The sequence below is a fragment of the Gallaecimonas zhanjiangensis genome, from assembly GCF_057624825.1.
Window position 1 is genome coordinate 541432 of record NZ_CM172603.1, and the last position, 25310, is coordinate 566741.

23 protein-coding genes and 1 other RNA gene are annotated in these 25310 nt (G+C 58.8%); 15 read left to right on the plus strand and 9 right to left on the minus strand.

Annotated elements, in window-relative coordinates; genetic code table 11:
• Positions 1-3: 3 nt before the first annotated feature.
• The 7 genes from AC22G1_RS02515 (at position 4) to AC22G1_RS02545 (ending at position 9103) form a co-directional block, all read left to right on the plus strand.
• Complete coding sequence (locus tag AC22G1_RS02515; protein WP_487315376.1) at positions 4-2142, plus strand: type I secretion system permease/ATPase; 2139 nt, start codon at positions 4-6, stop codon at positions 2140-2142.
• Entirely contained in the window at positions 2135-3487 is a 1353-nt protein-coding gene (locus AC22G1_RS02520) for an HlyD family type I secretion periplasmic adaptor subunit (protein WP_487315377.1), read from the plus strand. The genes AC22G1_RS02515 and AC22G1_RS02520 overlap by 8 nt, the downstream gene beginning before the upstream one ends.
• A gap of 85 nt (positions 3488-3572) precedes the next feature.
• Positions 3573-4832: a TolC family outer membrane protein gene (locus AC22G1_RS02525; RefSeq protein WP_487315378.1), complete on the plus strand. Its 1260-nt coding sequence runs from the start codon at positions 3573-3575 to the stop codon at positions 4830-4832.
• A gap of 9 nt (positions 4833-4841) precedes the next feature.
• Positions 4842-5441, plus strand: a complete 600-nt coding sequence (locus tag AC22G1_RS02530; protein WP_487315379.1) for an OmpA family protein — start codon at positions 4842-4844, stop codon at positions 5439-5441.
• A 16-nt stretch (positions 5442-5457) separates the two neighbouring features.
• Positions 5458-6120 carry a transglutaminase-like cysteine peptidase gene (locus AC22G1_RS02535; RefSeq protein ID WP_487315380.1) on the plus strand — a complete coding sequence of 221 codons (663 nt, stop codon included), beginning with the start codon at positions 5458-5460 and terminating at the stop codon, positions 6118-6120.
• Between the two features lie 9 nt (positions 6121-6129).
• On the plus strand, positions 6130-8037 hold the full coding sequence (locus tag AC22G1_RS02540; RefSeq protein WP_487315381.1) for a bifunctional diguanylate cyclase/phosphodiesterase: 1908 nt from the start codon (positions 6130-6132) through the stop codon (positions 8035-8037).
• Positions 8038-8134: 97 nt separating this feature from the next.
• Positions 8135-9103: an LpxL/LpxP family acyltransferase gene (locus AC22G1_RS02545; RefSeq protein ID WP_487315382.1), complete on the plus strand. Its 969-nt coding sequence runs from the start codon at positions 8135-8137 to the stop codon at positions 9101-9103.
• A gap of 97 nt (positions 9104-9200) precedes the next feature.
• Here the strand turns inward: AC22G1_RS02545 and serA are convergent, their stop codons facing one another.
• The 5 genes from serA to AC22G1_RS02570 all read right to left on the minus strand — a co-directional run bounded on the left by serA (position 9201) and on the right by AC22G1_RS02570 (position 12297).
• Positions 9201-10427: a phosphoglycerate dehydrogenase gene (serA, locus tag AC22G1_RS02550; RefSeq protein ID WP_487315383.1), complete on the minus strand. Its 1227-nt coding sequence runs from the start codon at positions 10425-10427 to the stop codon at positions 9201-9203.
• Between the two features lie 104 nt (positions 10428-10531).
• Positions 10532-11185 (minus strand): ribose-5-phosphate isomerase RpiA, encoded by a 654-nt coding sequence (rpiA, locus tag AC22G1_RS02555; RefSeq protein WP_487315384.1) that lies wholly within the window; start codon positions 11183-11185, stop codon positions 10532-10534.
• A 36-nt stretch (positions 11186-11221) separates the two neighbouring features.
• Positions 11222-11794 carry a 5-formyltetrahydrofolate cyclo-ligase gene (locus AC22G1_RS02560; RefSeq protein ID WP_487315385.1) on the minus strand — a complete coding sequence of 191 codons (573 nt, stop codon included), beginning with the start codon at positions 11792-11794 and terminating at the stop codon, positions 11222-11224.
• Positions 11795-11801: 7 nt separating this feature from the next.
• A non-coding RNA gene (ssrS, locus tag AC22G1_RS02565) (6S RNA) lies at positions 11802-11984 on the minus strand.
• Positions 11983-12297 (minus strand): cell division protein ZapA, encoded by a 315-nt coding sequence (locus tag AC22G1_RS02570; protein WP_083446022.1) that lies wholly within the window; start codon positions 12295-12297, stop codon positions 11983-11985. The genes ssrS and AC22G1_RS02570 overlap by 2 nt, the downstream gene beginning before the upstream one ends.
• A 152-nt stretch (positions 12298-12449) precedes the next feature.
• On the opposite strand from AC22G1_RS02570, the gene AC22G1_RS02575 reads away from it, so the two are divergent.
• The 6 genes from AC22G1_RS02575 to gcvP all read left to right on the plus strand — a co-directional run bounded on the left by AC22G1_RS02575 (position 12450) and on the right by gcvP (position 19991).
• Positions 12450-13022 (plus strand): UPF0149 family protein, encoded by a 573-nt coding sequence (locus AC22G1_RS02575; RefSeq protein ID WP_487315386.1) that lies wholly within the window; start codon positions 12450-12452, stop codon positions 13020-13022.
• 4 nt (positions 13023-13026) lie between these two features.
• Entirely contained in the window at positions 13027-14178 is a 1152-nt protein-coding gene (ubiH, locus tag AC22G1_RS02580) for a 2-octaprenyl-6-methoxyphenyl hydroxylase (RefSeq protein WP_487315387.1), read from the plus strand.
• Entirely contained in the window at positions 14166-15407 is a 1242-nt protein-coding gene (locus AC22G1_RS02585) for an FAD-dependent monooxygenase (protein WP_487315388.1), read from the plus strand. The genes ubiH and AC22G1_RS02585 overlap by 13 nt, the downstream gene beginning before the upstream one ends.
• Positions 15408-15518: 111 nt before the next feature.
• Complete coding sequence (gene gcvT, locus AC22G1_RS02590; RefSeq protein ID WP_487315389.1) at positions 15519-16598, plus strand: glycine cleavage system aminomethyltransferase GcvT; 1080 nt, start codon at positions 15519-15521, stop codon at positions 16596-16598.
• A 46-nt stretch (positions 16599-16644) separates the two neighbouring features.
• The gene (gene gcvH / locus AC22G1_RS02595) at positions 16645-17034 is read left to right on the plus strand and encodes a glycine cleavage system protein GcvH (RefSeq protein WP_050660786.1); all 390 of its coding nucleotides are present in this window, start codon (positions 16645-16647) and stop codon (positions 17032-17034) included.
• 65 nt (positions 17035-17099) lie between these two features.
• On the plus strand, positions 17100-19991 hold the full coding sequence (gene gcvP, locus AC22G1_RS02600; RefSeq protein ID WP_487315390.1) for an aminomethyl-transferring glycine dehydrogenase: 2892 nt from the start codon (positions 17100-17102) through the stop codon (positions 19989-19991).
• 39 nt (positions 19992-20030) lie between these two features.
• Here the strand turns inward: gcvP and AC22G1_RS02605 are convergent, their stop codons facing one another.
• Complete coding sequence (locus AC22G1_RS02605) at positions 20031-20543, minus strand: TlpA disulfide reductase family protein (protein ID WP_487315391.1); 513 nt, start codon at positions 20541-20543, stop codon at positions 20031-20033.
• A 67-nt stretch (positions 20544-20610) separates the two neighbouring features.
• On the opposite strand from AC22G1_RS02605, the gene relB reads away from it, so the two are divergent.
• A complete protein-coding gene (gene relB / locus AC22G1_RS02610; protein ID WP_417355554.1) occupies positions 20611-20841 on the plus strand; it encodes a type II toxin-antitoxin system RelB family anti-toxin transcriptional regulator in 231 nt (76 codons plus the stop codon).
• A 3-nt stretch (positions 20842-20844) separates the two neighbouring features.
• On the opposite strand, the gene AC22G1_RS02615 is transcribed toward relB, so the two are convergent.
• The 3 genes from AC22G1_RS02615 to AC22G1_RS02625 all read right to left on the minus strand — a co-directional run bounded on the left by AC22G1_RS02615 (position 20845) and on the right by AC22G1_RS02625 (position 24632).
• Positions 20845-21756, minus strand: a complete 912-nt coding sequence (locus AC22G1_RS02615; RefSeq protein WP_487315392.1) for an alpha/beta hydrolase — start codon at positions 21754-21756, stop codon at positions 20845-20847.
• Between the two features lie 41 nt (positions 21757-21797).
• Entirely contained in the window at positions 21798-24029 is a 2232-nt protein-coding gene (locus tag AC22G1_RS02620; protein WP_487315393.1) for a FepA family TonB-dependent siderophore receptor, read from the minus strand.
• Positions 24030-24158: 129 nt separating this feature from the next.
• Positions 24159-24632: a L,D-transpeptidase family protein gene (locus AC22G1_RS02625; protein ID WP_487315394.1), complete on the minus strand. Its 474-nt coding sequence runs from the start codon at positions 24630-24632 to the stop codon at positions 24159-24161.
• A 339-nt stretch (positions 24633-24971) separates the two neighbouring features.
• Between AC22G1_RS02625 and AC22G1_RS02630 the strand changes: the two genes are divergently transcribed.
• A complete protein-coding gene (locus tag AC22G1_RS02630; protein ID WP_487315395.1) occupies positions 24972-25286 on the plus strand; it encodes a hypothetical protein in 315 nt (104 codons plus the stop codon).
• Positions 25287-25310: the final 24 nt, after the last annotated feature.

Genomic DNA, 25310 nt, shown 5'->3' on the forward strand with positions numbered 1-25310 from the left:
GGTATGGGTGTTCATGCTCCACAGTGGAAGGTCTCGCAAGCGCAGCACGTCGATGCCTTGTTGGATGCGTTGCAATGGTTGTTGGCTAAAGAAGGCCGGGCCTTATCGGGCCAGGCCTTGTTGGCCGGGTTGCCACTTGAGCAAGGTTGCCTAACCACCGACAGCTTTCCTCGGGCCGCTGCCCGGGGCGGTTTTGACAGCCAACTGCTGAGCCTGGGCATTGACGATTTGGCGCAGGTGTCGACGCCGGTATTGTTGCTGCTGAACGACAAAGAATGCGTTGTCATTACTGAACTTAAGGGGGACACCGCCACTTGGATGCGTTTCCCCCAGCGTCAGTCCACCACCGCTCCGATACAAGAACTCAAAGCCAACTACATGGGCTACTGCTTTACTCTGCATGCCCTTGATGAGCCGCAGCAGGACCAGCACAAACCTCAGGCTGATAAAAAGCTGTTCTGGCGGACCCTCTGGCAGCGCCGTGGCTTGTATCGGGATGCGTTGCTGGCCTCATGCCTTATTAACTTCTTTGCCCTCGTGGTGCCGCTGTTCATCATGAACGTCTACGACAAAGTGGTGCCCAACCTCGCCTTTGATTCGCTGTGGGTGTTGGCAGCAGGGGCCTTGCTGGCCTTTGCCTTTGACTGCTCATTGCGGCTTATTCGCTCAAAGCTGCTGGACTTGGCCGGGCGCCAGGCCGAGCAGCAACTGTCGCAAGTGTTGATGGAACGAAGCCTCGGCATGCCCCTTGCCAACAAGGCCAGCAGCCTTGGCCAGGCCATGCGGCGCTTTCAAGACTTTGATTATCTGAGGGAGTTTATTTCCTCATCGACCATCGCCCTGGTTGCCGACCTGCCTTTTGCCCTGCTGTTTCTCTTGGTGATCGGCTTTATCGGCGGCGAACTGGTGGTAGTGCCATTGGTGGCGGCACTGTCCCTCATCCTGGGGGCCTTGGTGCTGGCCAGGAGCCTGCATAAAACGGTGGCGCTCAATGCCCAGATAGCCGGTCTTCGCCAGACACAGCTGGCCGAGATGCTGGCCATGCCGGAATACATCAAGGCCTGCGGGGCAGAGCACCGCTGCCAGCACGGCTGGGAGCAGCTGGTTGCCGCCCAGTCACAGGTGCAAAACCGGATGCGCGACCTGCAACAAAGGCTGGCCACCATCTCCAACCTGATGGTGCAGCTGACCATGGTCGGTGTGGTGGTACTGGGGGTTTGGAACCTGTCAGGCGGTAACAGTAGCCTGGGGGCCATCGTCGCGGTGGTGATGCTGTCGAGCCGCACCATTGGCCCCTTCGCCCAGATAGCCAACCTGATTGGCCGGTATCAGCAGGCAAAAGTGGGCATGAAGGCGTTGTCTGATTCTCTGGAAGAACCTGACGAGTTTGCCGAAGCGTCCGAGACCTTAAGAAGGCCGGTGGGGCGCGGCGCCTTTCATTTCGACTCCGTGTCCTTTTGCTACCCGCAAAGTAACCTGCCGGCTATCGATAACCTCAGCCTCACCGTTCGCCCCGGCGAACGCATCGGCATTATTGGTCGCACCGGTTGTGGCAAAACCACCCTGGCCAGGTTGCTGCTGGGGCTTTATAAGCCCGATAAAGGGCACCTGCTGGTCGATGGTGTGGATATCCGCCAACGCCACCCCATGGATCTGCGCCGAGGTATCGGTTATCTCGCCCAAGATGCCCGGCTGGTGGCCGGCACCATCCGTGACAACATCGTTTTTGGGTTGGGTCCAGTACCTGAAGGGCAAATCCTCGACGCGGCCGAGCAGGCCGGGCTAAGTGCCTTTACCGATATCGACGAAAGCGGCCTTTCCCGCAAAGTAGGAGAAGGTGGTGCCCAGCTCTCCCTTGGTCAGCGCCATCTGGTGGCGCTGGCTCGGGCGCTGGTGCTCAAACCCAAGGTGCTTATTCTTGATGAGCCTACCGCCAGTCTTGACCCTGCCACCGAACATCAGGTGATGGAAAAGCTGGCCGCCATCGGCAGAGACTGCACCTTGCTACTGGTCACCCACAAACAAAGCATGCTGCAGCTGGTTGACCGCCTGGTGGTGCTGGACCACGGCCATCTGGTGGTGGATGGTCCCAAAGAAAAGGTCCTTGCCTGGCTGAAGGAACAAGGGGGCCGCCATGAATAGCTGGTCACTGGACTATCACAGCCAATTGATGAAGACCCAACTGCGCTATCACCGGGTACTGCTGTGGATACTGGCGCTGCTGATGATGTGCTTTCTGCTCTGGGCCACCTTTTCCAAGCTTGATGAGGTAACCAGAGGGCAAGGCAAAATCATCCCATCCCAGCAGTTGCAAGTGGTGCAAAGTGTTGATGGTGGCGTTGTAGAAGCTATTTACGTGCAAGAGGGGCAGGTGGTGAATGCAGGCCAGCCGCTGCTGCGGATCAACGACGTCCGCTTCCAATCCGACTACCGCCAGAATGCCCGCGAACTGGTGGGGCTTAAGAGCGCGGCGGTAAGGTTGGATGCCGAACTGGCCAGCGTGCAAATTCATCAGGATGCCGATTGGCAACAGCAAATAAGCATTGCCGCTCAACCCTTGACCTTCCCTGAGGAGCTCACCCGCAACTATGGCGACCTGGTGGCCAGGCAAACCTCCGAATACAAGGACCGACTGAACAACCTCACCAACCAGGTGGCGATGCTGGCCGAGCAGATCACCCAGCGCCAGCAAGAACTCTCGGAACTGGATGCCAAAGTCACGCACCAGCAGCAGAGCTTGGAGCTGGCGCTCAAAGAGCTGCAACTGACCGAGCCCCTGGCCTCTCAGGGAGTGGTGTCGGAAGTTGAGATCCTCAAATTACGCCGCCAGGTTAACGACATGCGCGGCGATGTCGCCATGGCAAGGGCGAATAAACCCAAAATTGTTGCCGCGAGGGACGAAGCCATTCTCAAGCGCCGCGACGCCGTGCTGGCCTATCGCACCCAGGTGCAAGAAGAGCTGCGCCGCACTGAGTTGCAGCTCAATTCCCAACAGGAAACCACTGCTGGCCTTGAGGACCGGGTAGCTCGCACTCAACTGGTGTCGCCGGTTAGAGGCACCATCAAGACACTGCACGTCAATACCGTTGGCGCCGTGGTGCAAGCGGCCACGCCGGTAGTGGAAATCGTACCGATGGAAGGACAACTGCTGGTCGAGGCCAAAGTCAGCCCGCGCGATATTGCCTTTTTAAGGCCGGGCCAGGATGCGGTGGTACGGCTCAGTGCCTACGACTTCACTATTTACGGCGGCCTCAAAGGCATCCTTGACCACATCAGTGCCGATTCACTGGTAGATGACGATGGCAACGCCTATTACTTGATCAGGGTTCGCACCGACAAACCCTATCTGGTCAGAAACAACAAGGAGTTACCCATCATTCCGGGGATGCTCACCGAAGTGGATGTCATCACCGGGGAACACACCATACTCGATTACTTGCTTAAACCAATCAAAAGGGCGCAAAGCACTGCGCTACGTGAAAGATAATTAAAGGGAAGAGGGGGTTTGTATGAAAGACAAGCTAAGGTTGTTTTCGCTTGCCGTCCTTGTCAGCAGTTTATCGGCACAGGGAATGGCGGCGTCACTGGAACAAACGGTGGCCGATACACTGGAATCACACCCGGATCTGCGGGTGGTTTTTTCACGTTTCAAAGCTTATGAGGAGCAGGTCAATCAGGCTCGGGGCGGATATTATCCGCAAGTGGATATTGGCCTTGGATACGGCTATGAAGACACCGACAGCCCCTCCAGCCGGGCGGTAACCGGGCGGCATCGCCAGGAGCTTGACCGGGGTGAAGCCTCCATCTCCCTGCGCCAGTTATTGTTCGACGGCTTTCGGGTATCTTCTGAAGTGGATCGCCTGACTAACGAGGCGAGGGCGGAGCAGTATTCCCTTTTTTCCAGTGCTGAAAACACCGCGCTGAAAGTCTCCAAGGTGTACCTCGATGTGATCCGGCAAAAATCCGTTCTGGAACTAGCCAAACGCAACCTCGATGCTCACCAGAAGATCTTTGAAAGCATTCGCCAGCGCACCGAATCTGGGGTTGGCTCCAGCTCTGACTTATCCCAAATCACCGGCCGTTTGGCCCGGGCCCAGGCCAATGTGATGGCAGCCGAGAACAACTACGAAGACGCTGTGGCCAGCTATATCCGCGAGGTCAATGTCGAACCACAAAACCTGGTGGTGCCGGTGCCCGACGCCGACATGCTGCCAGGCACTTTGGCCAAAGGGTTGGAACTGGCCAAGGAAAACCACCCCATTTTGAAATCCAGCGGCTTTGATGTGGCGGCGGCCGAAGCCGAAAAACGTGGTGCCAAGTCAGCTTACTATCCGAACTTCTATATCGAGGTTGAGCAGACCGCCAACAACGATCTGGATGGTTTCGAGGGTCACTATAACGATCTGACCGCTATGGTTCGGATGCGCTACAACCTCTTTGCCGGCGGCAGCGATTCAGCGCGGGTGCGCGAAACCATCTACAAGATTGGCGAAGCCAAGGAGATCCAGCAGCGCGCATGGCGAGAAGTGTCCGAAGGTATGCGCCTTTCCTGGAATGCGCTGCAAAGCCTGGGATTACAAAAAACCTATATCCGTCGTCATGTCGAGGCCAGCAAGGAAACCCAGGTGGCTTACGGCAAGCAATTCAATCTGGGCAAGCGCACCTTGCTTGACCTTCTGGATACCGAAAACGAGCTGTTTGAGGCCCGCCGGGATTATCTCAACGCCCAATACGATGAGATTTATGCCCGTTACCGGGTGCTCAATGCCGAAGGTAAATTGCTCGATTCGTTGCGGGTAACCCGCCCGGCCATCTGGAAAGGTGAAGAATAAGGAGGCGTTATGAAAACCCTGATCCTCATGCTGGCCTCTGTCATTAGCCTGGCTGGCTGCGCCGTGCACGATACGGTGGATTACGACCAACACACCGCACAGGTCAACGATCTCAACGATCCCGACAGTGACGGTGTCATCAATGCCCGTGACAAGTGCGCCGACACCTTGACGGGCGCCGAAATAGACAACTACGGTTGCGGCGACCGTGCCGACAACATCCAGCGCTTCGATCTCAAAGTGCTGTTCGCCAACGACTCCGACTACATAGACCCACGCTATTACAGCGAAATTGGCAAAGTGGCCGACTTCATGAAGAAATACCCCGAGGCCAAACTGACCCTCGAAGGCCATTGCTCGAAAGTGGGCTCGGCCGACTACAACGTTGCCTTGTCGCAGCGGCGGGTCGACGCCGTGGCCAAGGTGCTGGAACAGCAATTTTCCATCGCCAAGGACAGGGTCAAAACGGTGGGCTATGGCTTTAACCGGCCATTGGATACGTCCATGACCGAAGAGGCCCACCGCAAGAACCGCCGGGTGGTTGCCGAACTGTCCGGTGCCAAGAATCTGCCTGTCATGCAGTGGACCATCTACACAGTGGACCAATGATCCGGCGATGGCGTGAATGAAAAAGTGGCTCTGGTTGCTGCCATTGTTGCCCGGCCTGTTATGGGCCGGGCTTTCCCAATTGGATTTGAGCCAGGCCAGGCTCAAGGTGGTGCAGGTCTATGGTGAGCGGGCCGGGAAAAGGTTGGATAGCTGGCAGGCGCTGATGGCCGAGAACCAAGGCCGCCCCGAGGCCATGCAGATGGAGCTGGTGAACAACTTTTTCAACCAGTTCCACTTCATAGATGACGACAAGCTCTGGCACCTGAACGACTACTGGGCAACACCGCTGGAGTTTATTGGCGCTAACGGCGGCGACTGTGAAGACTTTGCCATCGCCAAGTTTTTTACCTTGCTGTCCATGGGGGTGCCAGAACAGAAGATGCGCATTACCTACGTCAAGGCGTTGTCCGTTAACCAATACCACATGGTGCTGGCCTTTTATCCCAGCCCCAACGCCGTGCCCTTTATCCTCGACAATCTGGTGCCAGATATCCGCCGTGCCGACCAACGCCCGGATCTGCTCCCCATTTATTCGTTCAATGGTCAGCAGTTGTGGCTCAGTAAAGAAAAAGGCAGCGGCCAACTGGTGGGAGGAAGCTCTCGCCTGAAACGCTGGCAGGACCTGCAAAGTCGCTTCGGCATCAATCACCTCAATAAACCGCAGCTTACCTTGGAATAGAGGACGCCTATGACCCTACAAAAACAAATCCTGTGGTTGCTCAACATCAGTTTTCTAGTGGTGGTGCTGGTGGTGTATGCGGTGGAATTCAATACCTCAAGGGATGCCATCAACAAGCAGATGGAGACCGATGTTCAGAACGCTTCTACCGCCTTGGGGCTGACCTTGACCGCGTTTTTGGATAGCGAAGACAGAGGCGGTGTGGATACCGTTATGCAGGCGGTGTTCGACGCCGGCTTTTACAGCGAGATCCGGCTCGACTGGTACGCCAAGGGCGAAGTGATAAACAAGCGGCAGCAGCCCCGGGCCGTGGATGTGCCGCAATGGTTTATGGGGTTGCCGCTTTTTGCCGCCGTGGCCCAAGAGCAGGTGATTACGTCCGGCTGGTTGCAGGTCGCCAACCTGAAAGTGGTGGGGAACCCGGCGGTGGCCTACCAGGCGCTTTGGCGCACCGGCGTGCAGCTGTTGGCAACCTTGTTCGTGATTTACCTCATCTTGCTGCTGGTGATTTGGCGAGGCCTGCGGGTACTGATGCGGCCTTTGCATGCCGTTGCTCGCCAGGCAAGGCGGATCACCAAGCGCCAGTTTGGCGAGCCTATCGCCGAGCCGAAAACCCGCGAGCTCAGAACCCTGGTCATGGCCATTAACGAAATGGCCGAACGGGTCAAATTGATGTTCGAGGGGCAGGATGAACAAATAGGGCGGCTGCGCCTGGCTACCCAAACCGATCCGGTGTCTGGGCTCTCAAACCGTACCCATCTGATGGCTCACCTCAACGCCTGGCTGTCGGAGCCCGGTACCGGTGGCCTGATGCTGATGGACATCAAGTGGCTAGACGGCCTGCGCCTGCAGCAGGGCTACAAGGCGCGGGACGACCTGATAAAAGCCCTGGCCGAGCGGTTCAAGGGGCTTTGCGTGAAAGGCAGTCGCTGTATTTTCGCCCGTATCAGCCACACCGAGTTTGCGGCGCTTTGCGCCAGCGCTGACGAGCAGCAGTTAAAAGCCTGGCTTGAACAGGTACACCAAGAGCTGCTGGCCTTTTCCATGCAGCAGGGCCAAAGCGGAGGCGACTTTGCCATGGCCTTAGTGCCAAGAGGCAACCATTCCAGCCCCTCCAGCCTAATGAGCAGTGCTGACAGTGCCCTGCACCAAGCCTGGCAAAACCACCCACAGCTTTATTTTGCCCATCTGGCAGAAGACAGTGCGCCAAGCCAGGAGAAATGGCGCTTGGCGGTGGCCGATGCCATCGACCGTCAGGATTTCGGCTTGTTGCAACAATCGGCGATGAATTTGGAAGGTAACGAACCTCTGCACCTGGAGTGGTTTGCTTCCCTGTCGATTGGGGCTCAGCGGTATCCGGCCAGCGCCTTCCTGGCTTTTGTGGAACAGTTCAACCAGGGCCAGTCTATGGATATGGCGGTGCTCAGCAAACTGCTGGGCAGCGAAGTGCTGGATAAATCGGTACTCAATGTCGTTAACCTCACCTTGGCCACCATGCGTGACCCCGACCCGCTGCTACTACTGCTAGATCGCCACCCCCATACTTACCCGTTGGCGTTTGAGGTCAGTGAAGATGCGGTGTTGGCCGATTTACCGGCCGCCCGCGCTTTTGCCGAACAGCTGCGGCTGCGCGGATTGGGGCTGGGTTTTGACCATGTGGGGCGCCATATTAATTCCCTTCGCTATCTTCATGACTTGGCACCGGATCACATCAAGCTGGACCAAAGCCTGGCTTGCTATGAGCAGAGCGAAGACGTGGGCCAGGAAGTGGTCAGGGCCCTTGCCCGAGTAGGAAAAAGCATGAAGATCCAAGTTATCGCCACCCGGGTGGAAAGGAGCGAGCAACTGGAGCTGCTCAAAGAGTTGGGGCTGACCGGTTACCAGGGCTACATCATGCCGCCCAAATCGCTGCATTAATTTGGGCGAATTATCACGACAAAGCGCAGCAGCCCTGGCCTCTGGCGTGATACTAGGGTGTAATATTCGGTTCAGTATTTCTGATTAGCTGACTCTGATGTCTGACCAAGGCCCTTACCATTCTTCTTTTCATCTGCGCCTGCTGCGCCCCCGATATTGGGGGCACTGGTTGATTGTGCTGGCCATGCTGTTTATGGCGTTTATTCCCCTGTTAGTGAGAGACCGTCTGGCTGATGTTATTGCCAGTTGGATGATTAACCGTGACTTTCTGAAAAAGCGTCGCTTGGTGATCCGCTGTAATCTTGAGCGCTGTTTCCCAGACCTGCCCGACAGCGCTTACGAGCAAATGGCACGGGAAAACGTCAGGGCCTTTTGCCAAACGGTGTTGAGCCTTGGCGAACTGATGTGGCGTTCCAAGAAAGCTCAGCAACGGCGTATCCGCATCGAGGATGATGGTCGTTTGGCCAAGCTCAAAGCCAATGGCAAGCCGCTGCTTTTTCTGACTCCCCATACCTTTGGCCTGGATTGGACTGCCCGAGCCCTGATCCTGGCCGGTTTCCCTATGTCCAACATCTTTAAGCCTACCGGTAAACCGGTCTTTGACTACCTGATGTTCAAGTACCGCACCTCCCAAGGAGGTGTGCAATTTAGCCGGGGCGAAGGGATGCGTACCCTGGTCAAGAGTATCCGTAGCGGCTATTCCTGCCTGTACGTGGCTGACCAGGACCACGGCATGGCGTCGTCGGTGTTTGCGCCCTTTTTTGGCACTCCCAAATGCACCTTGCCAACCATGGGGCGGCTGGCTCAGGCAGCCCGAGCCCAGGTGGTGCCGGTGATAGTGGGTTACGACCCTTACACCCACCAGTTCGTGCTGCATGTAGAGGAGCCCTTGGCGGCGCTTGAAACCGACGACCTAGCCTCTGCCACCCAGATGAACCAAACCTACGAGAAGCTCATCAGCCGTTTCCCGGCCGACTTCATGTGGTCTTTGAAGATCTTTCGCAATCTGGACGGCACTCGCCCTTACCCCAGCCCCAATAGCGAGTGGCGGAGCAACCCCGGTTGAGGGCGGCTTCCTGCTGGAGACGGAGTTGTTGGTAAATGCGCTGTCTTCGCCCATAAAAAAGGCCTCCCGAGGGAGGCCTTTTTGCATGCAAGAGAACTCAGTGCAGTACCCGTGCTTTGACGGTGCCTTTCACTGCCTTGAGCTTTTCAAGCACGTCGTCGGCGTAGGCGGCATCCACATCCATCACCACATAACCGATTTGCTGGGTGGTTTGCAGGTACTGGGCGGCGATGTTCACGCCGGTCTCTGCAAAGATTTGGTTGATGCTGTTAATTACACCTGGCTGGTTGCGGTGAATGTGCAGCAGGCGGGAACGGCCGTCATGCTGGGGCAAGGACACCTCGGGGAAGTTGACCGCCGACAAGGTGGAGCCGTTGTCTGAGTACTTGGCCAGCTTGTTGGCCACTTCCACACCGATATTGGCCTGGGCTTCCACGGTGGAGCCGCCGATATGGGGAGTGAGGATGACGTTGTCAAAAGCCTGCAGCGGGCTGACGAACGCTTCGTCGTTACCTTTGGGCTCTACCGGGAACACGTCGATGGCGGCGCCGGCCAAGTGTTTGCTTTCCAGGGCGCCAGCCAGAGCGTCGATATCCACCACGGTGCCGCGCGACGCGTTAATGAGGATGGCGCCGGCCTTCATCTGGTTGATTTGCTCGGCCCCGAACATGTTCTTGGTGGAGGGCGTTTCCGGCACGTGCAGGCTGACCACATCGGCCTGGGCCAGCAACTCTGCCTGGCTGACCTGCCGGGCGTTACCCAAGGGCAGCTTGCTCTCGATATCGTAGAAAATCACGTTCATGCCCAGAGTCTCGGCCAGTACCCCAAGCTGGGTGCCGATATGGCCGTAACCGATAATGCCAAGGGTTTTGCCCCGGGCTTCAAAGCTGCCGTTGGCGCTCTTGTCCCAGCCGCCCACTTTGGCAGCGGCTGCTTTGGCTGGAATGTTGCGAAGCAGCATGATGGTTTCGCCAATCACCAGCTCGGCAACAGAACGGGTATTGGAGAACGGGGCGTTGAAGACCGGCACGCCCAGCGATTCCGCTTCGCCAAGATCCACCTGGTTGGTACCGATGCAAAAACAGCCGATGGCGCAGAGTTTCTCGGCGTGGGCCAGCACATCCTTGGTGATCTGGGTACGGGAGCGCAGGCCAATAAAGTGGGCGTCTTTGACCTTCTCGGCCAGCTCGGCGCCGGAGAGGGAAGTCTTGATGTACTCGATATTGGTGTAACCCTGGGCCTTGAGGGTGTCCAGGGCGCTTTGGTGAACACCTTCAAGGAGCAGGAAGCGGATCTTGTCTTTGTCGAGGGAGTACTGGGCCATGTTTCACCTGGTGTTGCTAGCTTGGAGAATCGGTGTACCTGGTGGGGCGCGTCAGGCGCATTTTTCGCCAGGGGTGTATAGACGGCCAGATGGCCGTCTAAAAGTCAACGGATTTTTACCCCGTCACTGGTGCCAACCAGCACCACATCGGCGCCGCGGGCGGCAAAGAGGCCGTTGGTAACCACGCCGACGATGGCGTTGATCTTGGCTTCAACATCAACCGCATCGACGATCTGCAGGTTATGCACATCGAGGATCACATTGCCGTTGTCGGTCACCACTCCTTCGCGGTAGACCGGGTCGCCGCCCAGTTTGACCATCTCGCGAGCCACATAGGAGCGAGCCATGGGGATCACTTCCACCGGCAGCGGGAAGGCGCCCAGCACCTCAACGGTTTTGCTGGCGTCGACGATGCACACGAACTTGTCGGCCACGGCGGCGACGATTTTCTCGCGGGTAAGGGCCGCGCCGCCGCCTTTGATCATATGGTTCTGGCCGTTTATTTCATCGGCGCCGTCTACATAGACAGACAACTCCGGCACGCTGTTGAGATCAAAAATCTCGATGCCCATGGCCTTGAGCTTGGCGGTGGAGGCTTCAGAGGAAGAAACGGCACCTTTGATTTGGTGCTTGATGGTGCCCAGAGCGTCGATGAAGTGGTTGACGGTAGAGCCGGTGCCCACGCCCACTATGCTGTCTTTGACCACATAATCCAGCGCTTTCCAACCAACGGCTTTTTTCAGTTCATCTTGCGTCATTACCAGGGCTCCAAGGGGAATGGGGCTGGCATTATATCAGCTACGAAAACGTTTTATCCCCTTTGGCGTGACGATAAGGCTCAAGGGTTTGTCCCAACTGGCCACCGGCAGCGCCGGGTGCAGCTGGCAATCATGGGCAAGACCTACCACCAACCCCTGGTAAGAGGCGAGGCTACGGTCGTAAAAGCCGCCGCCCATGCCCAAACGGTGGCCAGCATCGTCAAAAGCCACCAAGGGGGTAAAAACCACATCGATGTCTCCAACCGGCACCACTTTGCCGACATCCAGCTGCGGTTCGGGAATGCCAAAACGGTTGAGGGTCATGGCTTCACCGCGCTGGTATTGCATAAACAGCAGGTGTCCTTGCACAAAGGGATGTAGCACCGGCAGCAACACTGTTTTTCCGGCGCCGGCCAGCGCATCGAGCAGCGGCTGAGGGTTCAGCTCGCCATCGTTGGCAAGATAAAGGGCGAGGGTGGTGGCGCCGGCCAGTTCCGTCAGGCCCAGCGCTTGCTGGGCGGCGGCCTTGGCGGCGTGGTCTTGCTCAGTAGGGGAGAGGGCGCTTCGTTGCTGGCGTGCCCAGCGGCGAATGCCGTTTCGGTCAGTCATTCAATAAGAGGGCCCCGGAATGCCGCTGCAGATGTTAGCCCTTGAACCCAATGGTTCAAGGCGGGTACTTGGTTGCCGCCGTAGGCGTCTCAGTACGGGCTGAGCTTGCGCAATAGCAGCAGAGAAAGCACCCTTAGACGTAGATATCGGCTCAGGGACATAGATCCGCTGGCAAACATCCCAGGGACTTATTCTTTCGCCTGGTGGATCAAGGCCTGCTCAATGGTTTGCTGCAGTGTCTTGATCTTGGAGTCCATGGCATCAGCATACTCACGGCTGCGGGCCTCAGCAAGGCGCAGTTCATGGGTGAGGTTCAGAGCTGCCATGGTCAGCAATTGTTCGCGGTTGCCTAATTCGGACTGATTACGCAGGGTTTTCAAGCGGTCGTCTAGGTCACGGGCGGCTTCTTTCAAAGATTGCTCGTGTCCACGAGGGCAGGCTACGCGAAAGCGTCTGCCCAGTACGACAATTTCCAACGTCTCTTGCAACGATTGCTCTGCCATGCAGTGTCCTTGGGTAATCAGTCTGCATCCGTAGGCGCGCGTTAAGGTGGCGCACTATAGCGATGCCATTGCGATGGATCAAGGGATGCGCTGGCTGATGAGCGCATCCTTCGTGTTAGGATAACGTCCATGCCCCTTGCTGGAAGATGAATATGAGCCCTAACGGCCAGAATCCCAATGCCTACGAAAGCCTGGCCCGCTTGCTGGCCAGCAACCAGGTTACCGCTTCCCCGGCCGAGATCCACGGCATTCTTACCGGCCTGGTAGCGGCCGGCCATGAGATGGATGGCACAAACTACCTGGTTCCCCTCTATGACCTGACCAACAACGGCCTGGCTTATACCCAGGCGGTTAAAGACGTGCTGGAGCCGCTGTTCCAGCAGCTTTGCCAGCAACTGGTCGAAGCCAATTTTGAATTTGAAGTGCTGCTGCCTGACGAAGAAGAAGCCCTGCCGGACCGTATCCAAGGGCTTTGCGACTGGGCCCAGGGCTTTTTGGCCGGTTACGGCGTGCAGGCCGGTAAGGTGAAGGTCAGCGAAGACATCAGCGAAGCCCTTGAAGACTTGGCTGAAATTGCCAACCTCTCCACCGAAGTGGAAGAAGACGACAGCGCCGCCGAGTCGGCTTTTGTCGAAGTGGAAGAATACCTGCGGGTTGTCGCCATGCTGGTGTTCAGCAATTTTGCCAAGGCTCCTAAACCCAGCGCCGCCAAGACCCTGCATTGATGTCATGAAGCTCGATATTCTCATTGTCGGCGGCGGTATGGTCGGGGCTACCCTGGCCTGGGGTTTGGCCCGCCGCTTCGGGCATTGGCAGGTCGGCATTGTCGAGCCGGCCCGGTTTGACCAGAGCCAGCAGCCAAGCTTTGATGATCGCGTTATTGCCCTGTCGGCCGGCTCTGTCGAAGGCCTGGAGATGATGGGGCTGTGGCCCCATCTAAAGGCCGATGCTGAGGCTATCCGCCATATTCATGTGGCCGAGCGCGGCGGCTTTGGCCGCGCTCAAATTCACGCCGCCGACCACAAGGTCGAGGCTTTAGGGCAAGTGATCCCGGTGCGGGCCTTTGGCCAGGTGCTGCGTGAAAAGCTGCCTTGCCAGTGGTTTTGCCCAGACCGCATTGCCCATATCGAATCGTTGGATGACGGCTATCAGGTCACCCTGGCCTCTGGCCTGCAACTGCAGTGCAAGTTGCTGGTGGTGGCCGACGGCGGCCAGTCGCAAACCCGCAAGCTGCTGGGTATCGCCGCCAGCGACAAGCCCTATGGCCAAAGCGCCATCATCGCCAATATCAAAACCGACAAGCCCCACCAGGGCTGGGCCTATGAGCGTTTCACCGGCACCGGCCCCCTGGCGCTGCTGCCCATGACTGAGGGGCGAATGAACTTGGTGCTGTGCGTGCGCCCCGAAGAGGTGGCGCAGACCATGGCGCTTTGCAACCAAGGCTTTGCCGCCTTGTTGCAGCAGCGTTTTGGCTGGCGCCTGGGGGCTTTTGTCGATATCGGTGAGCGCTATTGTTACCCGCTGCACCTAATCGAGGCGGCCAGTTTGCGCGCCCACAGGGCGGTGGTGCTGGGTAACGCCGCCCACAGCCTGCACCCCATTGCTGGCCAGGGCTTTAACCTCGGCCTTCGTGATGTGTTGGTGCTGCTTGAAAGTCTTGCCCCTGGCGACCCCGGCCATTGGCAGGGCCTGGCCCGTTGGGAGGCGAAGCGCCAGGGCGACCTTGGCCGCACCATCGCCACTACCGATCTGCTGGCCCGCCTCTTTACCTGGGATCTGACCCCGCTCTATCTCGGGCGCAATGCAGGCCTGGGTCTTTTGAATCACCTGCCGATGGCCAAGCGTAAGCTGGCCTGGCAAATGCTTGGATGGGAAAACTGATGGCCTTTATGGAAGCGCAGGTCACCGTGGTGGGTGGCGGTATGGTTGGCGCCGCCCTAGCGCTGATGCTGGGCCGCGGTGGCATCAAGGTGGTGTTGGTGGACGGCCATGAGCCCAGCCAGGACTTTGGCCCGGTGGCTGACACACGGGTCAGCGCCATTTCCGAGGGTTCGCGGCAAATCCTGGCCGGCCTTGGCGCCTGGCAGCACATTGCCCGTAAAGGCCCCTATCAGGCCATGGAAGTCTGGGAAAAAGACAGCTTCGGTAAGCTGGCCTTTTCCGCCCAAGACGTCAAAGCCGAAGTACTTGGCCACATTGTCGAGAACCGGCAAATTCAGTTGGCGCTGTGGCAGGAAATTCGCCAGTGCCCGGCCATCACCTTCAAGACCCCGGCCAAGCTTGCCGCCATCAACGAAGGCGAGCAAAACCTGATGCTGAGCCTGGATAACGGCGACATGGTGGCGACCCGCCTGCTGGTAGGGGCCGACGGTGCCAATTCCCAGGTGCGGGCCCTGGCCGACATTCCCATCGTGTTTCACGACTACGGCCACCACGCCTTGGTGGCAACGGTAAAAACCGAGCTGCCCCACCAGGGCGCTGCCCGGCAAATCTTCCGCCCCCAGGGGCCACTGGCTTTCTTGCCGCTTTGGGACGCTAACCAGTGTTCCATTGTCTGGTCGACGGTGCCGCAAGAGGCCGATGCCCTGATGGCCCTTGAGAGCACCGATTTTGCCAACCAGCTGCGCCTGGCTTTTGATAATCGCCTGGGCGCCATAGAGCTGTTGAGCGGGGTGCAAAGGCTGCCGCTGATGGCCCGTTACGCCCGGGATTTTGTCAAACCCCGTATTGCCCTGGTGGGAGACGCCGCCCACACCATCCACCCTCTGGCTGGCCAAGGGGTCAACCTGGGCCTGGCCGATGCCCTGGCGCTGGCCCAAATGCTGCTGGACGCCGCCATGGATGAGCGCGATTTTGGCTGCCTCAAGGTGCTGGCCCCTTATGGCCGGGCCCGTAAAGCGGCCGCTATTAAGATGCTGGCGGCCATGAATGGCCTGAAAACCTTGTTCGGTGTTGCCAATCCATTACTTAAAGTAATGCGTAACCTGGGGCTGAATGGGGTGTCTTTGGTGGCACCGGTTAAACGGGTTTTTATTGAAGAAGCTAGGGGTGTGGCGGTGCTTGAGCAGCTTTCATCTGTGCAAGAAAAGCATCAAATATTCTCACATTAAATTGTTGTCATCGCGGCGTTATAATGCCCTGCCATGATGGGCAGGTAATCGTTTTCTTTTGCTGCTCATCCCTGGACCTTACCGCCAGAATGAACAGATAAGGGAAACGCCATGACCCAACAAACCGTGCTTTTTGATTCCCACAACGCCTGTGGCGCCAAGATGGTCGACTTCCACGGCTGGGATATGCCGCTGCACTACGGCTCGCAGATTGAAGAGCACAAAGCGGTGCGCAGCGATGCCGGCATGTTCGACGTTTCCCACATGACGGTGGTGGATCTCACCGGCGCCAAAACCCGTGACTTCCTGCGCTACCTGCTGGCCAACGATGTGGCCAAGCTCACCGTGCCGGGCAAGGCCCTCTACACCGGTATGCTCGATGACAACGCTGGTGTGATTGACGACCTTATCGTCTACTTCCTGTCTGAAGATTTCTTCCGCCTGGTGGTGAACTCCGCCACCCGCGAAAAAGACCTGGCTTGGATCACCAAGCAGGCCGCCGCTTTTGAGGTGACTGTCACCGAGCGCCCGGAACTGGCCATGATCGCCGTGCAAGGCCCCAATGCCAAAGCCAAGGCCGCTACCGTATTCAGCGCCGAGCAAAACGCCGCCGTTGAAGGCATGAAGCCCTTCTTTGGTGTGCAGGCCGGTGACCTTTTCATCGCCACCACCGGTTACACCGGCGAAGCCGGCTACGAAATCGTCGTCCCCCAAGACCAGGCCGTGGCCCTGTGGAACGCCCTGCTGGCCGCCGGCGTCAAGCCCGCTGGCCTGGGTGCCCGCGACACCCTGCGCCTGGAAGCTGGCATGAACCTCTACGGCCAGGACATGGACGAGACCGTTTCTCCGCTGGCCGCCAACATGGGCTGGACCATCGCCTGGGAACCCCAGGACCGCGACTTTATCGGCCGCAGCGCCCTTGAAGCCCAAAAAGCCGCCGGCACCATGCAACTGGTTGGCCTGGTAATGGAGCAAAAAGGCGTGCTGCGTCACGGCCAGAAGGTGGTGACCGCCAATGGCGAAGGTGAGATCACCTCCGGCACCTTCTCTCCGACCCTGGGTTTTGCCATCGCCATGGCCCGGGTTCCGGCCGGTGACTTCACCGATGCCCAGGTAGAAATTCGTAATAAGTTGGTGGATGTGAAGGTCGTCAAGCCAGCATTCGTGCGTAACGGCAAGAAGGTTTGCTAACCTAATTCAGTTCACCAAACTCAGGCATTAAAGGAACGGAATAACAATGAGCAATATCCCTGCAGATCTGAAATACACCGCCTCCCACGAGTGGATCCGCAAAGAGTCCGACGGCAGCTACACCATCGGCATCACCGAGCACGCCCAAGAGCTGCTGGGTGACATGGTTTTCGTTGAACTGCCGGAAGTGGGCAGCACCGTGAACAGCGGTGACGACGTGGCTGTGGTGGAGTCTGTAAAAGCCGCCTCCGACGTGTACAGCCCGCTGACCGGCGAGATCGTTGCCGTTAACGAGGCCCTGGAAGACGCCCCCGAGACCGTGAACAACGAGCCCTACACCGACGGCTGGCTGTTCCGTGTCAAAGCCACCGACGATGCCGAGCTCGCCGAGCTGCTGGATGCCGAAGGCTACCAGAACGTCATCGACGAAGAATAAGCTAACGTATTGTTGTTCAAAGCCCCGGCGTATCGCCGGGGCTTTGCTTACCATCAGAGGTGAACATGTCTGATACCCGCCGTTCCTTGACCGAACTCGAATACAAAGACGCCTTCATCGACCGCCATATCGGCCCGGATGCCGCTGAAACTGCTGCCATGCTGGCCACCATTGGCGCCGCGTCCGTTGAAGCCCTGATTGAAGAAACCGTGCCCGGCTCCATCCGCCTGGATAAAGAGCTGACCATCGGCGCGCCCAAGACCGAAGAAGAAGCCCTGGCTCAATTAAAAGCCCTGGCCGATAAGAACAAGGTCTTTAAATCCTACATCGGCATGGGTTACCACCCGACCCTGACCCCCAACGTTATCCTGCGTAACGTGCTGGAAAACCCGGGTTGGTACACCGCCTACACCCCTTACCAGCCGGAGATCGCCCAAGGCCGCCTGGAAGCCATTTTGAACTTCCAGCAACTGTCCATGGATCTCACCGGCATGGACCTGGCCTCTGCCTCCTTGCTGGACGAAGGCACCGCCGCCGCCGAAGCCATGGCGCTCGCCAAGCGTGTGGCCAAGAGCAAGTCCAACACCTTCTTTGTGGACCAAGAGTGCCACCCGCAAACCATCGGTGTGGTGAAAACCCGCGCCAGCGCTTTTGGTTTTGAGGTGGTGGTTGGCCCTGCTGCCAGCGCCCAAGGCATGGACATCTTCGGTGCCCTGCTGCAATACCCCGGCACCCAGGGTGACGTGGTTGACCATAGCGATCTCATTGCCGCCATCCAGGCCCAGAAGGGTATCGTGGCCGTGGCCGCCGACATCATGGCGCTGCTGCTCCTGAAATCCCCCGGCACCCTGGGCGCCGACGTGGTGCTGGGTTCTGCCCAACGCTTCGGTGTGCCCATGGCCTATGGTGGCCCCCACGCCGCCTTCTTTGCCACCCGCGACGCCTACAAGCGTTCCATGCCTGGCCGCATCATCGGTGTCTCCAAAGACGCCCGTGGCAAGCCGGCGCTGCGTATGGCCATGCAGACTCGCGAGCAGCATATCCGCCGCGAAAAGGCCAACTCCAACATCTGTACCGCCCAGGTGTTGCTGGCCAACATGGCCTCCTTCTACGCCGTTTACCATGGCCCCGAAGGCCTCAAACGCATTGCCCAGCGCATTCACCGCCTGACCGACATCCTGGCTCTGGGCCTCAAAGACAAGGGCCTGGCCATTGCCAACGGCCACTGGTTTGACACCCTGACCATCCATGTCAAAGACAAGGCCGCCACCCTGGCCGCCGCTGAAGCTAAAGGCGTTAACCTGCGCCGTGACCTCGACGGCGCCGTGGGCGTGACCCTTTCCGAAGCTACCACCCGTGAAGACGTGGCGGAGCTCTTTGACATCCTGCTGGGCGCCGGCCACGGCATGGACGTAGCGGCCCTGGATGGGCGTATTCAAGACGGCGAAATCGAGTCCATTCCGGCTTCCCTCAAGCGTGCAGACGCGGTGCTCAAGCATGAGGTGTTCAACCAGTACCACTCCGAAACCGAGATGCTGCGTTACATCAAGCGCCTCGAGAACAAGGACCTGGCCCTGAACCACTCCATGATCAGCCTCGGTTCTTGCACCATGAAGCTGAACGCCACCGCCGAGATGATCCCCATCACCTGGCCCGAGTTCGCTGCCCTGCACCCCTTCTGCCCGGACAACCAGGCCCAGGGTTACCACGGCATGATTAACCTGTTGGCCGACTGGCTGGTGAACATCACCGGTTACGACCAAATCGCCATGCAGCCCAACTCCGGCGCCCAGGGCGAGTACGCGGGCCTCTTGGCCATTCGCGGCTACCACGAGTCTCGCGGCGAAGCGCACCGTAACGTCTGCCTTATCCCCAGCTCCGCCCACGGCACCAACCCGGCTACCGCCCAGATGGTGTCTTACAAGGTGGTGGTGGTGGCCTGCGACAAGCAGGGCAACATCGATTTGGCTGACCTTCGCGCCAAGGCCGAGGAAGTGTCCGACAACCTGGCCTGTATCATGGTGACCTACCCATCCACCCACGGCGTCTACGAAGAGACCATCCGTGAGGTGTGTGACATCATCCACCAGCACGGTGGCCAGGTGTACATGGACGGTGCCAACATGAACGCCCAGGTGGGCCTGACCGCGCCGGGCTTTATCGGCTCTGACGTGTCGCATCTCAACCTGCACAAGACCTTCTGTATCCCCCACGGTGGCGGCGGCCCCGGCATGGGCCCCATCGGTGTCAAAAGCCACCTGGCGCCCTTCGTGCCCAACCACGCGGTGATGCAGCTTGAAGGCCCCAACGCCGACAGCGGCGCCGTGTCTGCCGCCCAGTTCGGCTCGGCCGGCATCCTGCCCATCTCCTGGATGTACATCGCCATGATGGGTTCGGTTGGCCTGAAAAAAGCCACCGAGTACGCCATCCTCAACGCCAACTACGTGGCCAAGTGCCTGGGCGACAAGTTCCCGGTACTCTACAGCGGCCGTAACGGCCGGGTAGCCCACGAGTGCATCCTGGACCTGCGCCCCCTCAAAGAGGAAAGCGGCATCAGCGAGATGGACGTGGCCAAGCGCCTGATGGACTTCGGTTTCCACAGCCCCACCATGTCCTTCCCGGTGGCCGGCACCCTGATGGTGGAACCCACCGAGTCAGAGTCCAAGGCCGAGCTGGACCGCTTCATCAATGCCATGACTGCGATCTTTGAAGAAATTCAAAAGGTTGGCCGTGGTGAGTGGACCTTGGAAGACAACCCGCTGGTGAACGCGCCCCACACCCAGGACGACGTCATGGACCCCAACTGGAACCGTGCCTACGAGCGCGCCCTGGCGGTGTTCCCCAATGACGACGTGCGCCTCAACAAGTTCTGGCCCACCGTTAACCGCATCGACGATGTGTACGGTGACCGCAACCTGTTCTGCGCCTGTGTGCCCACCGACGCTTACGCCGAGTAAGCAAGGTGCTTGAAAAAACCCGCCAGATGGCGGGTTTTTTTATGTCTGCGGCGCCGGATCGCTCATCAGCTTGTTGAGTTCGTCGACTAACTCACCGGTGCCGTCCGGGTTGTAGCCCAGGTGATGCTCGACCACCAAGCCGTTCTTGTTGACGATAAACATGTTGGGCAGGGCCTTCACCCCGTACCTGTCGCTGATGGCGCCGTGGGCGTCATGGGTAAAGGTCACTTGAAAGTCTTTGAGCTTGCGCACTATGGCCCGGTAGCGCCGTGGCGGTTCGTGAAAATTGATGGCGACGATCTCCAATTGATCCTTACCTACCTGGCGCTGAATACCTTCCAGCACTTTCATTTCTTGCAGGCAGGGCCCGCACCAGCTGGCCCAGAAGGTGGCCACCACCACTTTGCCCTTGCGCTGGCTAAGCTCCACCGGCTTGCCGTCCGGGGTGTTGCCTAAAAACGAAGGGGGAAGTTCGCCGGGTTCAACAGCCGCCAAAGCCTGGCTGGAAATCATCAGAAAAACCAAGCCGTACAAGTGTTTAACTATGGACATATCCCTGTCTCCCAAAGGTCGATGTTGATATAACATGGGCACTTATCAATGCCATAATGCTCGGGCAATGCCAAGGAGATGCTGTATGCAGGATGAGCAGGAATTCGATGCCGAGCGCATCAAGGCCATCAGGGCCAAGACAGGTTTAACCCAAAAAGCCTTTGCCGAACTGATTGAAGTGAATATGGGCACCCTGCGCCATTGGGAGCAGGGGCGAAGGGTACCCACAGGGCCAGCCAAGGCTCTGCTGCGGGCCTTGGAAAAGGACGTGGCGGCGGTACTGGCCGCGTTGCAATAAGCCTTAGTCCGCCAGGTGCCCCTGAGCCAGGCGTAGCGCCGGCATCAAGGCGGCGCCAAACAACGGGCCGTGGGAGAGGGCCGGAAACTCCCGGTAATGGCTGGTGACGCCGGCCTTACCCGCCAAACGGCGCGCGGCCTCCAGAGCGGCGTCCTTGGGCACGGCGCCCATCATCTGTTGGCGGGCCTTGAGCCTGGCCTGCTGGGCGCCATCCAAGACCCGCTCGGGAGCCTTGGCGCCGCCATGCATGATAAGCACCTGGTTCTTGCCCCCTTCCTTGCCAGCAAAAGCCGCCAGGCGCGCGAGCATATCGCCCCCTTGCCACCACAGCGCCGGATCGGCGGCGGCATAGCCGCTAAATTCCCCTTCTGTCTGGGTCAGGGCGTAGAGCACAAAGAGCCCGCCAAAGGAGTGGCCCCAGAGGGTTTGCCGCGCCGGGTCGGTTTTTACCAAGGCCCTGACATGGGCCTTGATGGGGCCGGTCAGCAGCGCCAAAAAGGCATCGCTGCCGCCACCGGGGCGAGCTTCATTGATGGCTTTGCCATCGAGCCTGGGCTCGGTGTAATCAAAGGCCCTGGCTCTGACATCAAAGCGCAGCTTGGTCTGGTAGCCAACGGTGACAATCACCGGCGGGTCGTCCTGCAAGGTGGCCAGCATGGCGTCGTTAAGGCTTGCCAGGGCGCTGTTGCCATCCAGCAGGTAAATCACCGGGTAGCCACTGGCCGGTGGCGCCTTGTTGGGCAGGGCTGTCACCACCCGGTAATGGCGCTGGCCGTCGGCCGAGGTAAAGGCATGGGTGTCAAAGTGGTAATAGGCCGAACCGGTATCGGCGATGGTGGGGCCGAGGGGGTTGCTGAGATCCGGGGCGGCGAAGGCGGCCATTGGCAGGCACAGCAGCCAAAACAGCAGTTTCATGGCGATTCCTTGAAAAAAGCCCGCACGGCGGCGGGCTGGCGTTAGAACGAGTAGGTAGCTGAGGCGTAGTAGGCCCGGCCCGGTTCGTTGTAGGTATTGGCCCCGGCGCTGGAGCCGGTGGACTGGCGGAACAGCTGGCGGTCAGTGAGGTTGGACACCCCAAAGCCCAGGCGCAGGCTGGGGCTGAACCGGTAGTTGCCGCCCAGGCTAAAGAGGCTGTAGGGGCTTCGGGTTTCCAGGGCGTCGCCTTCGGCTTCACTGCCGTTGAAGTTGATGGTCTGGGGCTTTTGCTTGCCGTAGCGGGTGGCGGTAAAAGACAACGACAACGCCTCGCTCAGCTGCCAATCGATAAAGGAATTGACGGTGTAGCGGGGGATCACCGACAGCGGCTGGTCGGTATCGAGGTTCTTGTTTTTGTCCATGTAGGTGACGTTGGTATTCCAGCTCAGTACCTCGCCACCCCGGCCCAGCAGCGGCACCCGCAGGCTGCCCTCAACCCCTTCGATACGGGCCTTGGACGCATTGGTCCACTGCATTATCCAGGCGCCAGAGGCGTTCTGGCCCACCGGCACCATGCCCGAGACAATCTTGTTTTTGTAATCGTTGCGAAAGTAGGCCACCGAGGCGTTCCAGCCATGGTGCTGGTATTGCAGCCCCAGCTCCTTGTTGACGCTGGTCTCCTGCTCCAGGCTGTCGTTGCCGAGGATATAGCAGCCCTTGCCCTGGCTGGGGTAATCCTGGGGGCAGCCGTTGCCACGGGTGTAGTAGAGGTAGTTGGGGTCAGCCTGGTAAAGGTTGGGCGCCTTGAAGGCTTTGGCTACCCCGGCCCGCACCGTGATGTCGTCGGTCAGCTGGTAGGAGGTACTGATGTAGGGGCTCCAGTTACCGCCAAACTGGCTGTAATGGTCAAAGCGCACCCCGGGGGTGACTATCCAATCGAGGCTGAGCTCAATGTTGTCTTCCAAATAGAGGGCGTAATAACGGCTGTCGTTTTTGCCGTCCCGCTGGTCGCTCAGGCCGTCAATGTCGCCGCCGCCAAGGCTTTGGGACATGGAGTAAGGGTCGTCCAGCTGGTCGCGGCCGAGCTCAAAACCCAGGGTGCCGGTTTGGGCGACTTTACCGAGACTGAAGGGAATAACGGTGTTACCGCTCAGCAGGTAGCTGTCGTAGGTGGAGGTGGACCAACTGGCATCACTGGTGATGCTGCCTTCCACGCCGCCGGCCAGGCCTTCGTTGAGGCGGTGGTTGCGGGTTCGCTCAACGGAGAGCGACAACTGGGTACTGCCCCAATCCCAGTTGCCACGGTGGCTGACCGCGCCGCTGCTGCGATAGAGGATATTGGTTTCGGCGCCGTCGCCGGCGAGGCTGCTTAACAGCTCCGAGCCGCCGCTGCTCACTGCGCGGTCACCGCTGTAGATATTGCCTTGGCGACTAAAGGCACTTTCAAATTCAATGACCTGCTGCTTTGATAAATCCCAGCGCAATAAGCCGTTAATGTCTTTGTTGCGTACCCCTTCGCGGCCAGCCGGGGCGGTGGCGGTATCGCTGCTGGCGTAGGCGCCGTTGAGCTCAGGGCTATCGGCGTCGGTTTTATTGACGTTGCCGTAGAGGCGGAAAGACAAGGTGTCGGTGAGGCCGCTTGAGAGGTTAAAACCGGCCCGGCGCGAGGCGCCTTCGCGGCTGTCTTCGGGCTCGTTGGCATAGAGGCTGACCGAGCCTTTAAAGTCTTTGGCCGGCTTTTTGGTGATGATGTTCACCACGCCGCCAGCGGCCCCCGAGCCGTAACGGGCGGCGGCCGGGCCCCGCAGCACTTCGATGCGTTCTACCGCTTCAACCGGTACCCAGTTGGAGTCGCCCCGGGTGTTGCGCTCGCCGGATTTCCCCATGCGGATGGCATCGCGGGAGCTGACCGGTTTGCCGTCAATCAAGATCAAGGTGTTCTCCGGGCCCATGCCGCGGATATCGATTTGCCGGCTGTTGCCGTATTGGCCGGAGGCGCTGTTGCCAGTGAGGTTGACCCCCGGCATTTTGCGGATGATCTCCGACAGATCGTTAGCCGGTGGCCGGCGAATAAGATCTTCGGCGGAGATGATGGACACCCCCAGCGACTGCTTGATTTGCTCCTCGGCGCTGCCCAGCACCGTGATCTTTTCATCCACCTGGGTCTTTTTAAGGTGCTCGGAGTCTTGGTCTTTGGCTTGGGCCAGGCAGGTGCAAAGGGCCAGGGTCAGGGCACTGACCGCGGATACAGTGGCCGGTATGGGGCGCGCCATCTCTATCTCCTTTAGAGTTAATGAGTTTGCAAATGATAGTTATTATCAATGGCGCAGGAAGGTACACCTGTACCGCAGCAATGTAAAGCGAGGGGAGCAGCGCCGGGCCGTACTGCCGGTTTTAAGCGCTCAAGGGTAAATAACGATGGGGGTGCCGGGGGCGATGGCGCGCCACAACCTGTCCATGTCGGCGTTGAGCAGGGCGATGCAGCCGTTGGTCCAGTTGGAGGGCTGTACCTTGGGGTTAAAGCCGTTGCGCTGGCCGTGGATCATAATCCGCCCGCCTGGGCTAAAACCACGGGAGCGGGCCTTGGCGAGGTCGGTGTCGTTGGGGTAACTGATGTGAATGGCTTTGTAAAAGGCCGAGTCGGCTTTCTTGTAATCCAGCAGGTAGCGGCCTTCGGGGGTGCGCTGGTCCCCTTCACGGAGCTTTGGGCCATAGGGCGCCGGCCCCAGGGCTATCCAAAACCGCTGCAACACCTTGCCGTCTTTCATCAGTGCCAGGCTGTAGCTGGACTTGTGCACCACCACCATGTCGGCCATGGGCGAAGCCAGGCACAACCAGGGGCAAAGCAGCAGCAGTAGGGGCAACAGGGTTTTCACGGTGCAGGCAAGGTCGCTGTTTAAGTTTTGTTCATCATAAACCTTTTGCGGTGAGGGAAAAGGAACAGGATCACGTTTTTAAAAGCCGGCTGGGGAAGTGGTTGTTCACTTTTCAAGAAACAATGCGCTAACCGCTTGGCAATATTGTGGTTTTCATGGCCTTGGCAAGGGTGGCTTCGAGGCGCTTTAAGGGACTATGGCGTGGCTGAAAAGCCACTCCTGCACATAAATTGTGACGCAGCTGTGAATTCTTAGTCCCGGTTGATGTCCATCAGGGACCATAACGCTATGTTGCGTTTAAACCCCCGTTCAGGACGCCGGTACGCCAAGGAATCAGTCATGCTAAGACCCCTGCTCATCACCTGTTCTTTAACCCTGCTGGCGGGCTGCTCTGGCCTGTGGGCCGGGGACGGCGAAACCCCCTACGGCAAGGTGAGCTTCTCCGAAGATGGCCGCACTTACCTGAGTGTTAACAGCACCAACGGCGGGCGCTGCAACAGGGTGGTGCTGGACGGGCACTACGCGCACCGCAGCTTTGGCGAGCAGATGGAAATAAGCCCCGGCACTCATACCCTGTCCTGCGGGGTGGAGGTGACCTTCAAAGTGCCCAAGGGCACGCTTTACAGCCTCAATCGATGGCAGGCCTGGCAATAAAAAAGCGGGCTGTTGCCCGCTTTT

Coding starts and splice junctions, on each gene's coding strand:
- gcvT (WP_487315389.1), top strand. CDS start 15,519: ATGACCCAACAAACCGTGCTTTTTGATTCCCACAACGCCTGTGGCGCC.
- AC22G1_RS02620 (WP_487315393.1), bottom strand. CDS start 24,029: ATGGCGCGCCCCATACCGGCCACTGTATCCGCGGTCAGTGCCCTGACC.
- AC22G1_RS02575 (WP_487315386.1), top strand. CDS start 12,450: ATGAGCCCTAACGGCCAGAATCCCAATGCCTACGAAAGCCTGGCCCGC.
- AC22G1_RS02615 (WP_487315392.1), bottom strand. CDS start 21,756: ATGAAACTGCTGTTTTGGCTGCTGTGCCTGCCAATGGCCGCCTTCGCC.
- AC22G1_RS02605 (WP_487315391.1), bottom strand. CDS start 20,543: ATGTCCATAGTTAAACACTTGTACGGCTTGGTTTTTCTGATGATTTCC.
- AC22G1_RS02540 (WP_487315381.1), top strand. CDS start 6,130: ATGACCCTACAAAAACAAATCCTGTGGTTGCTCAACATCAGTTTTCTA.
- ubiH (WP_487315387.1), top strand. CDS start 13,027: ATGAAGCTCGATATTCTCATTGTCGGCGGCGGTATGGTCGGGGCTACC.
- rpiA (WP_487315384.1), bottom strand. CDS start 11,185: ATGACGCAAGATGAACTGAAAAAAGCCGTTGGTTGGAAAGCGCTGGAT.
- gcvP (WP_487315390.1), top strand. CDS start 17,100: ATGTCTGATACCCGCCGTTCCTTGACCGAACTCGAATACAAAGACGCC.
- relB (WP_417355554.1), top strand. CDS start 20,611: ATGCCAAGGAGATGCTGTATGCAGGATGAGCAGGAATTCGATGCCGAG.
- AC22G1_RS02545 (WP_487315382.1), top strand. CDS start 8,135: ATGTCTGACCAAGGCCCTTACCATTCTTCTTTTCATCTGCGCCTGCTG.
- AC22G1_RS02630 (WP_487315395.1), top strand. CDS start 24,972: ATGCTAAGACCCCTGCTCATCACCTGTTCTTTAACCCTGCTGGCGGGC.
- gcvH (WP_050660786.1), top strand. CDS start 16,645: ATGAGCAATATCCCTGCAGATCTGAAATACACCGCCTCCCACGAGTGG.
- AC22G1_RS02535 (WP_487315380.1), top strand. CDS start 5,458: ATGAAAAAGTGGCTCTGGTTGCTGCCATTGTTGCCCGGCCTGTTATGG.
- AC22G1_RS02560 (WP_487315385.1), bottom strand. CDS start 11,794: ATGACTGACCGAAACGGCATTCGCCGCTGGGCACGCCAGCAACGAAGC.
- AC22G1_RS02570 (WP_083446022.1), bottom strand. CDS start 12,297: ATGGCAGAGCAATCGTTGCAAGAGACGTTGGAAATTGTCGTACTGGGC.
- AC22G1_RS02520 (WP_487315377.1), top strand. CDS start 2,135: ATGAATAGCTGGTCACTGGACTATCACAGCCAATTGATGAAGACCCAA.
- AC22G1_RS02525 (WP_487315378.1), top strand. CDS start 3,573: ATGGCGGCGTCACTGGAACAAACGGTGGCCGATACACTGGAATCACAC.
- AC22G1_RS02530 (WP_487315379.1), top strand. CDS start 4,842: ATGAAAACCCTGATCCTCATGCTGGCCTCTGTCATTAGCCTGGCTGGC.
- AC22G1_RS02585 (WP_487315388.1), top strand. CDS start 14,166: ATGGGAAAACTGATGGCCTTTATGGAAGCGCAGGTCACCGTGGTGGGT.
- serA (WP_487315383.1), bottom strand. CDS start 10,427: ATGGCCCAGTACTCCCTCGACAAAGACAAGATCCGCTTCCTGCTCCTT.
- AC22G1_RS02515 (WP_487315376.1), top strand. CDS start 4: ATGGGTGTTCATGCTCCACAGTGGAAGGTCTCGCAAGCGCAGCACGTC.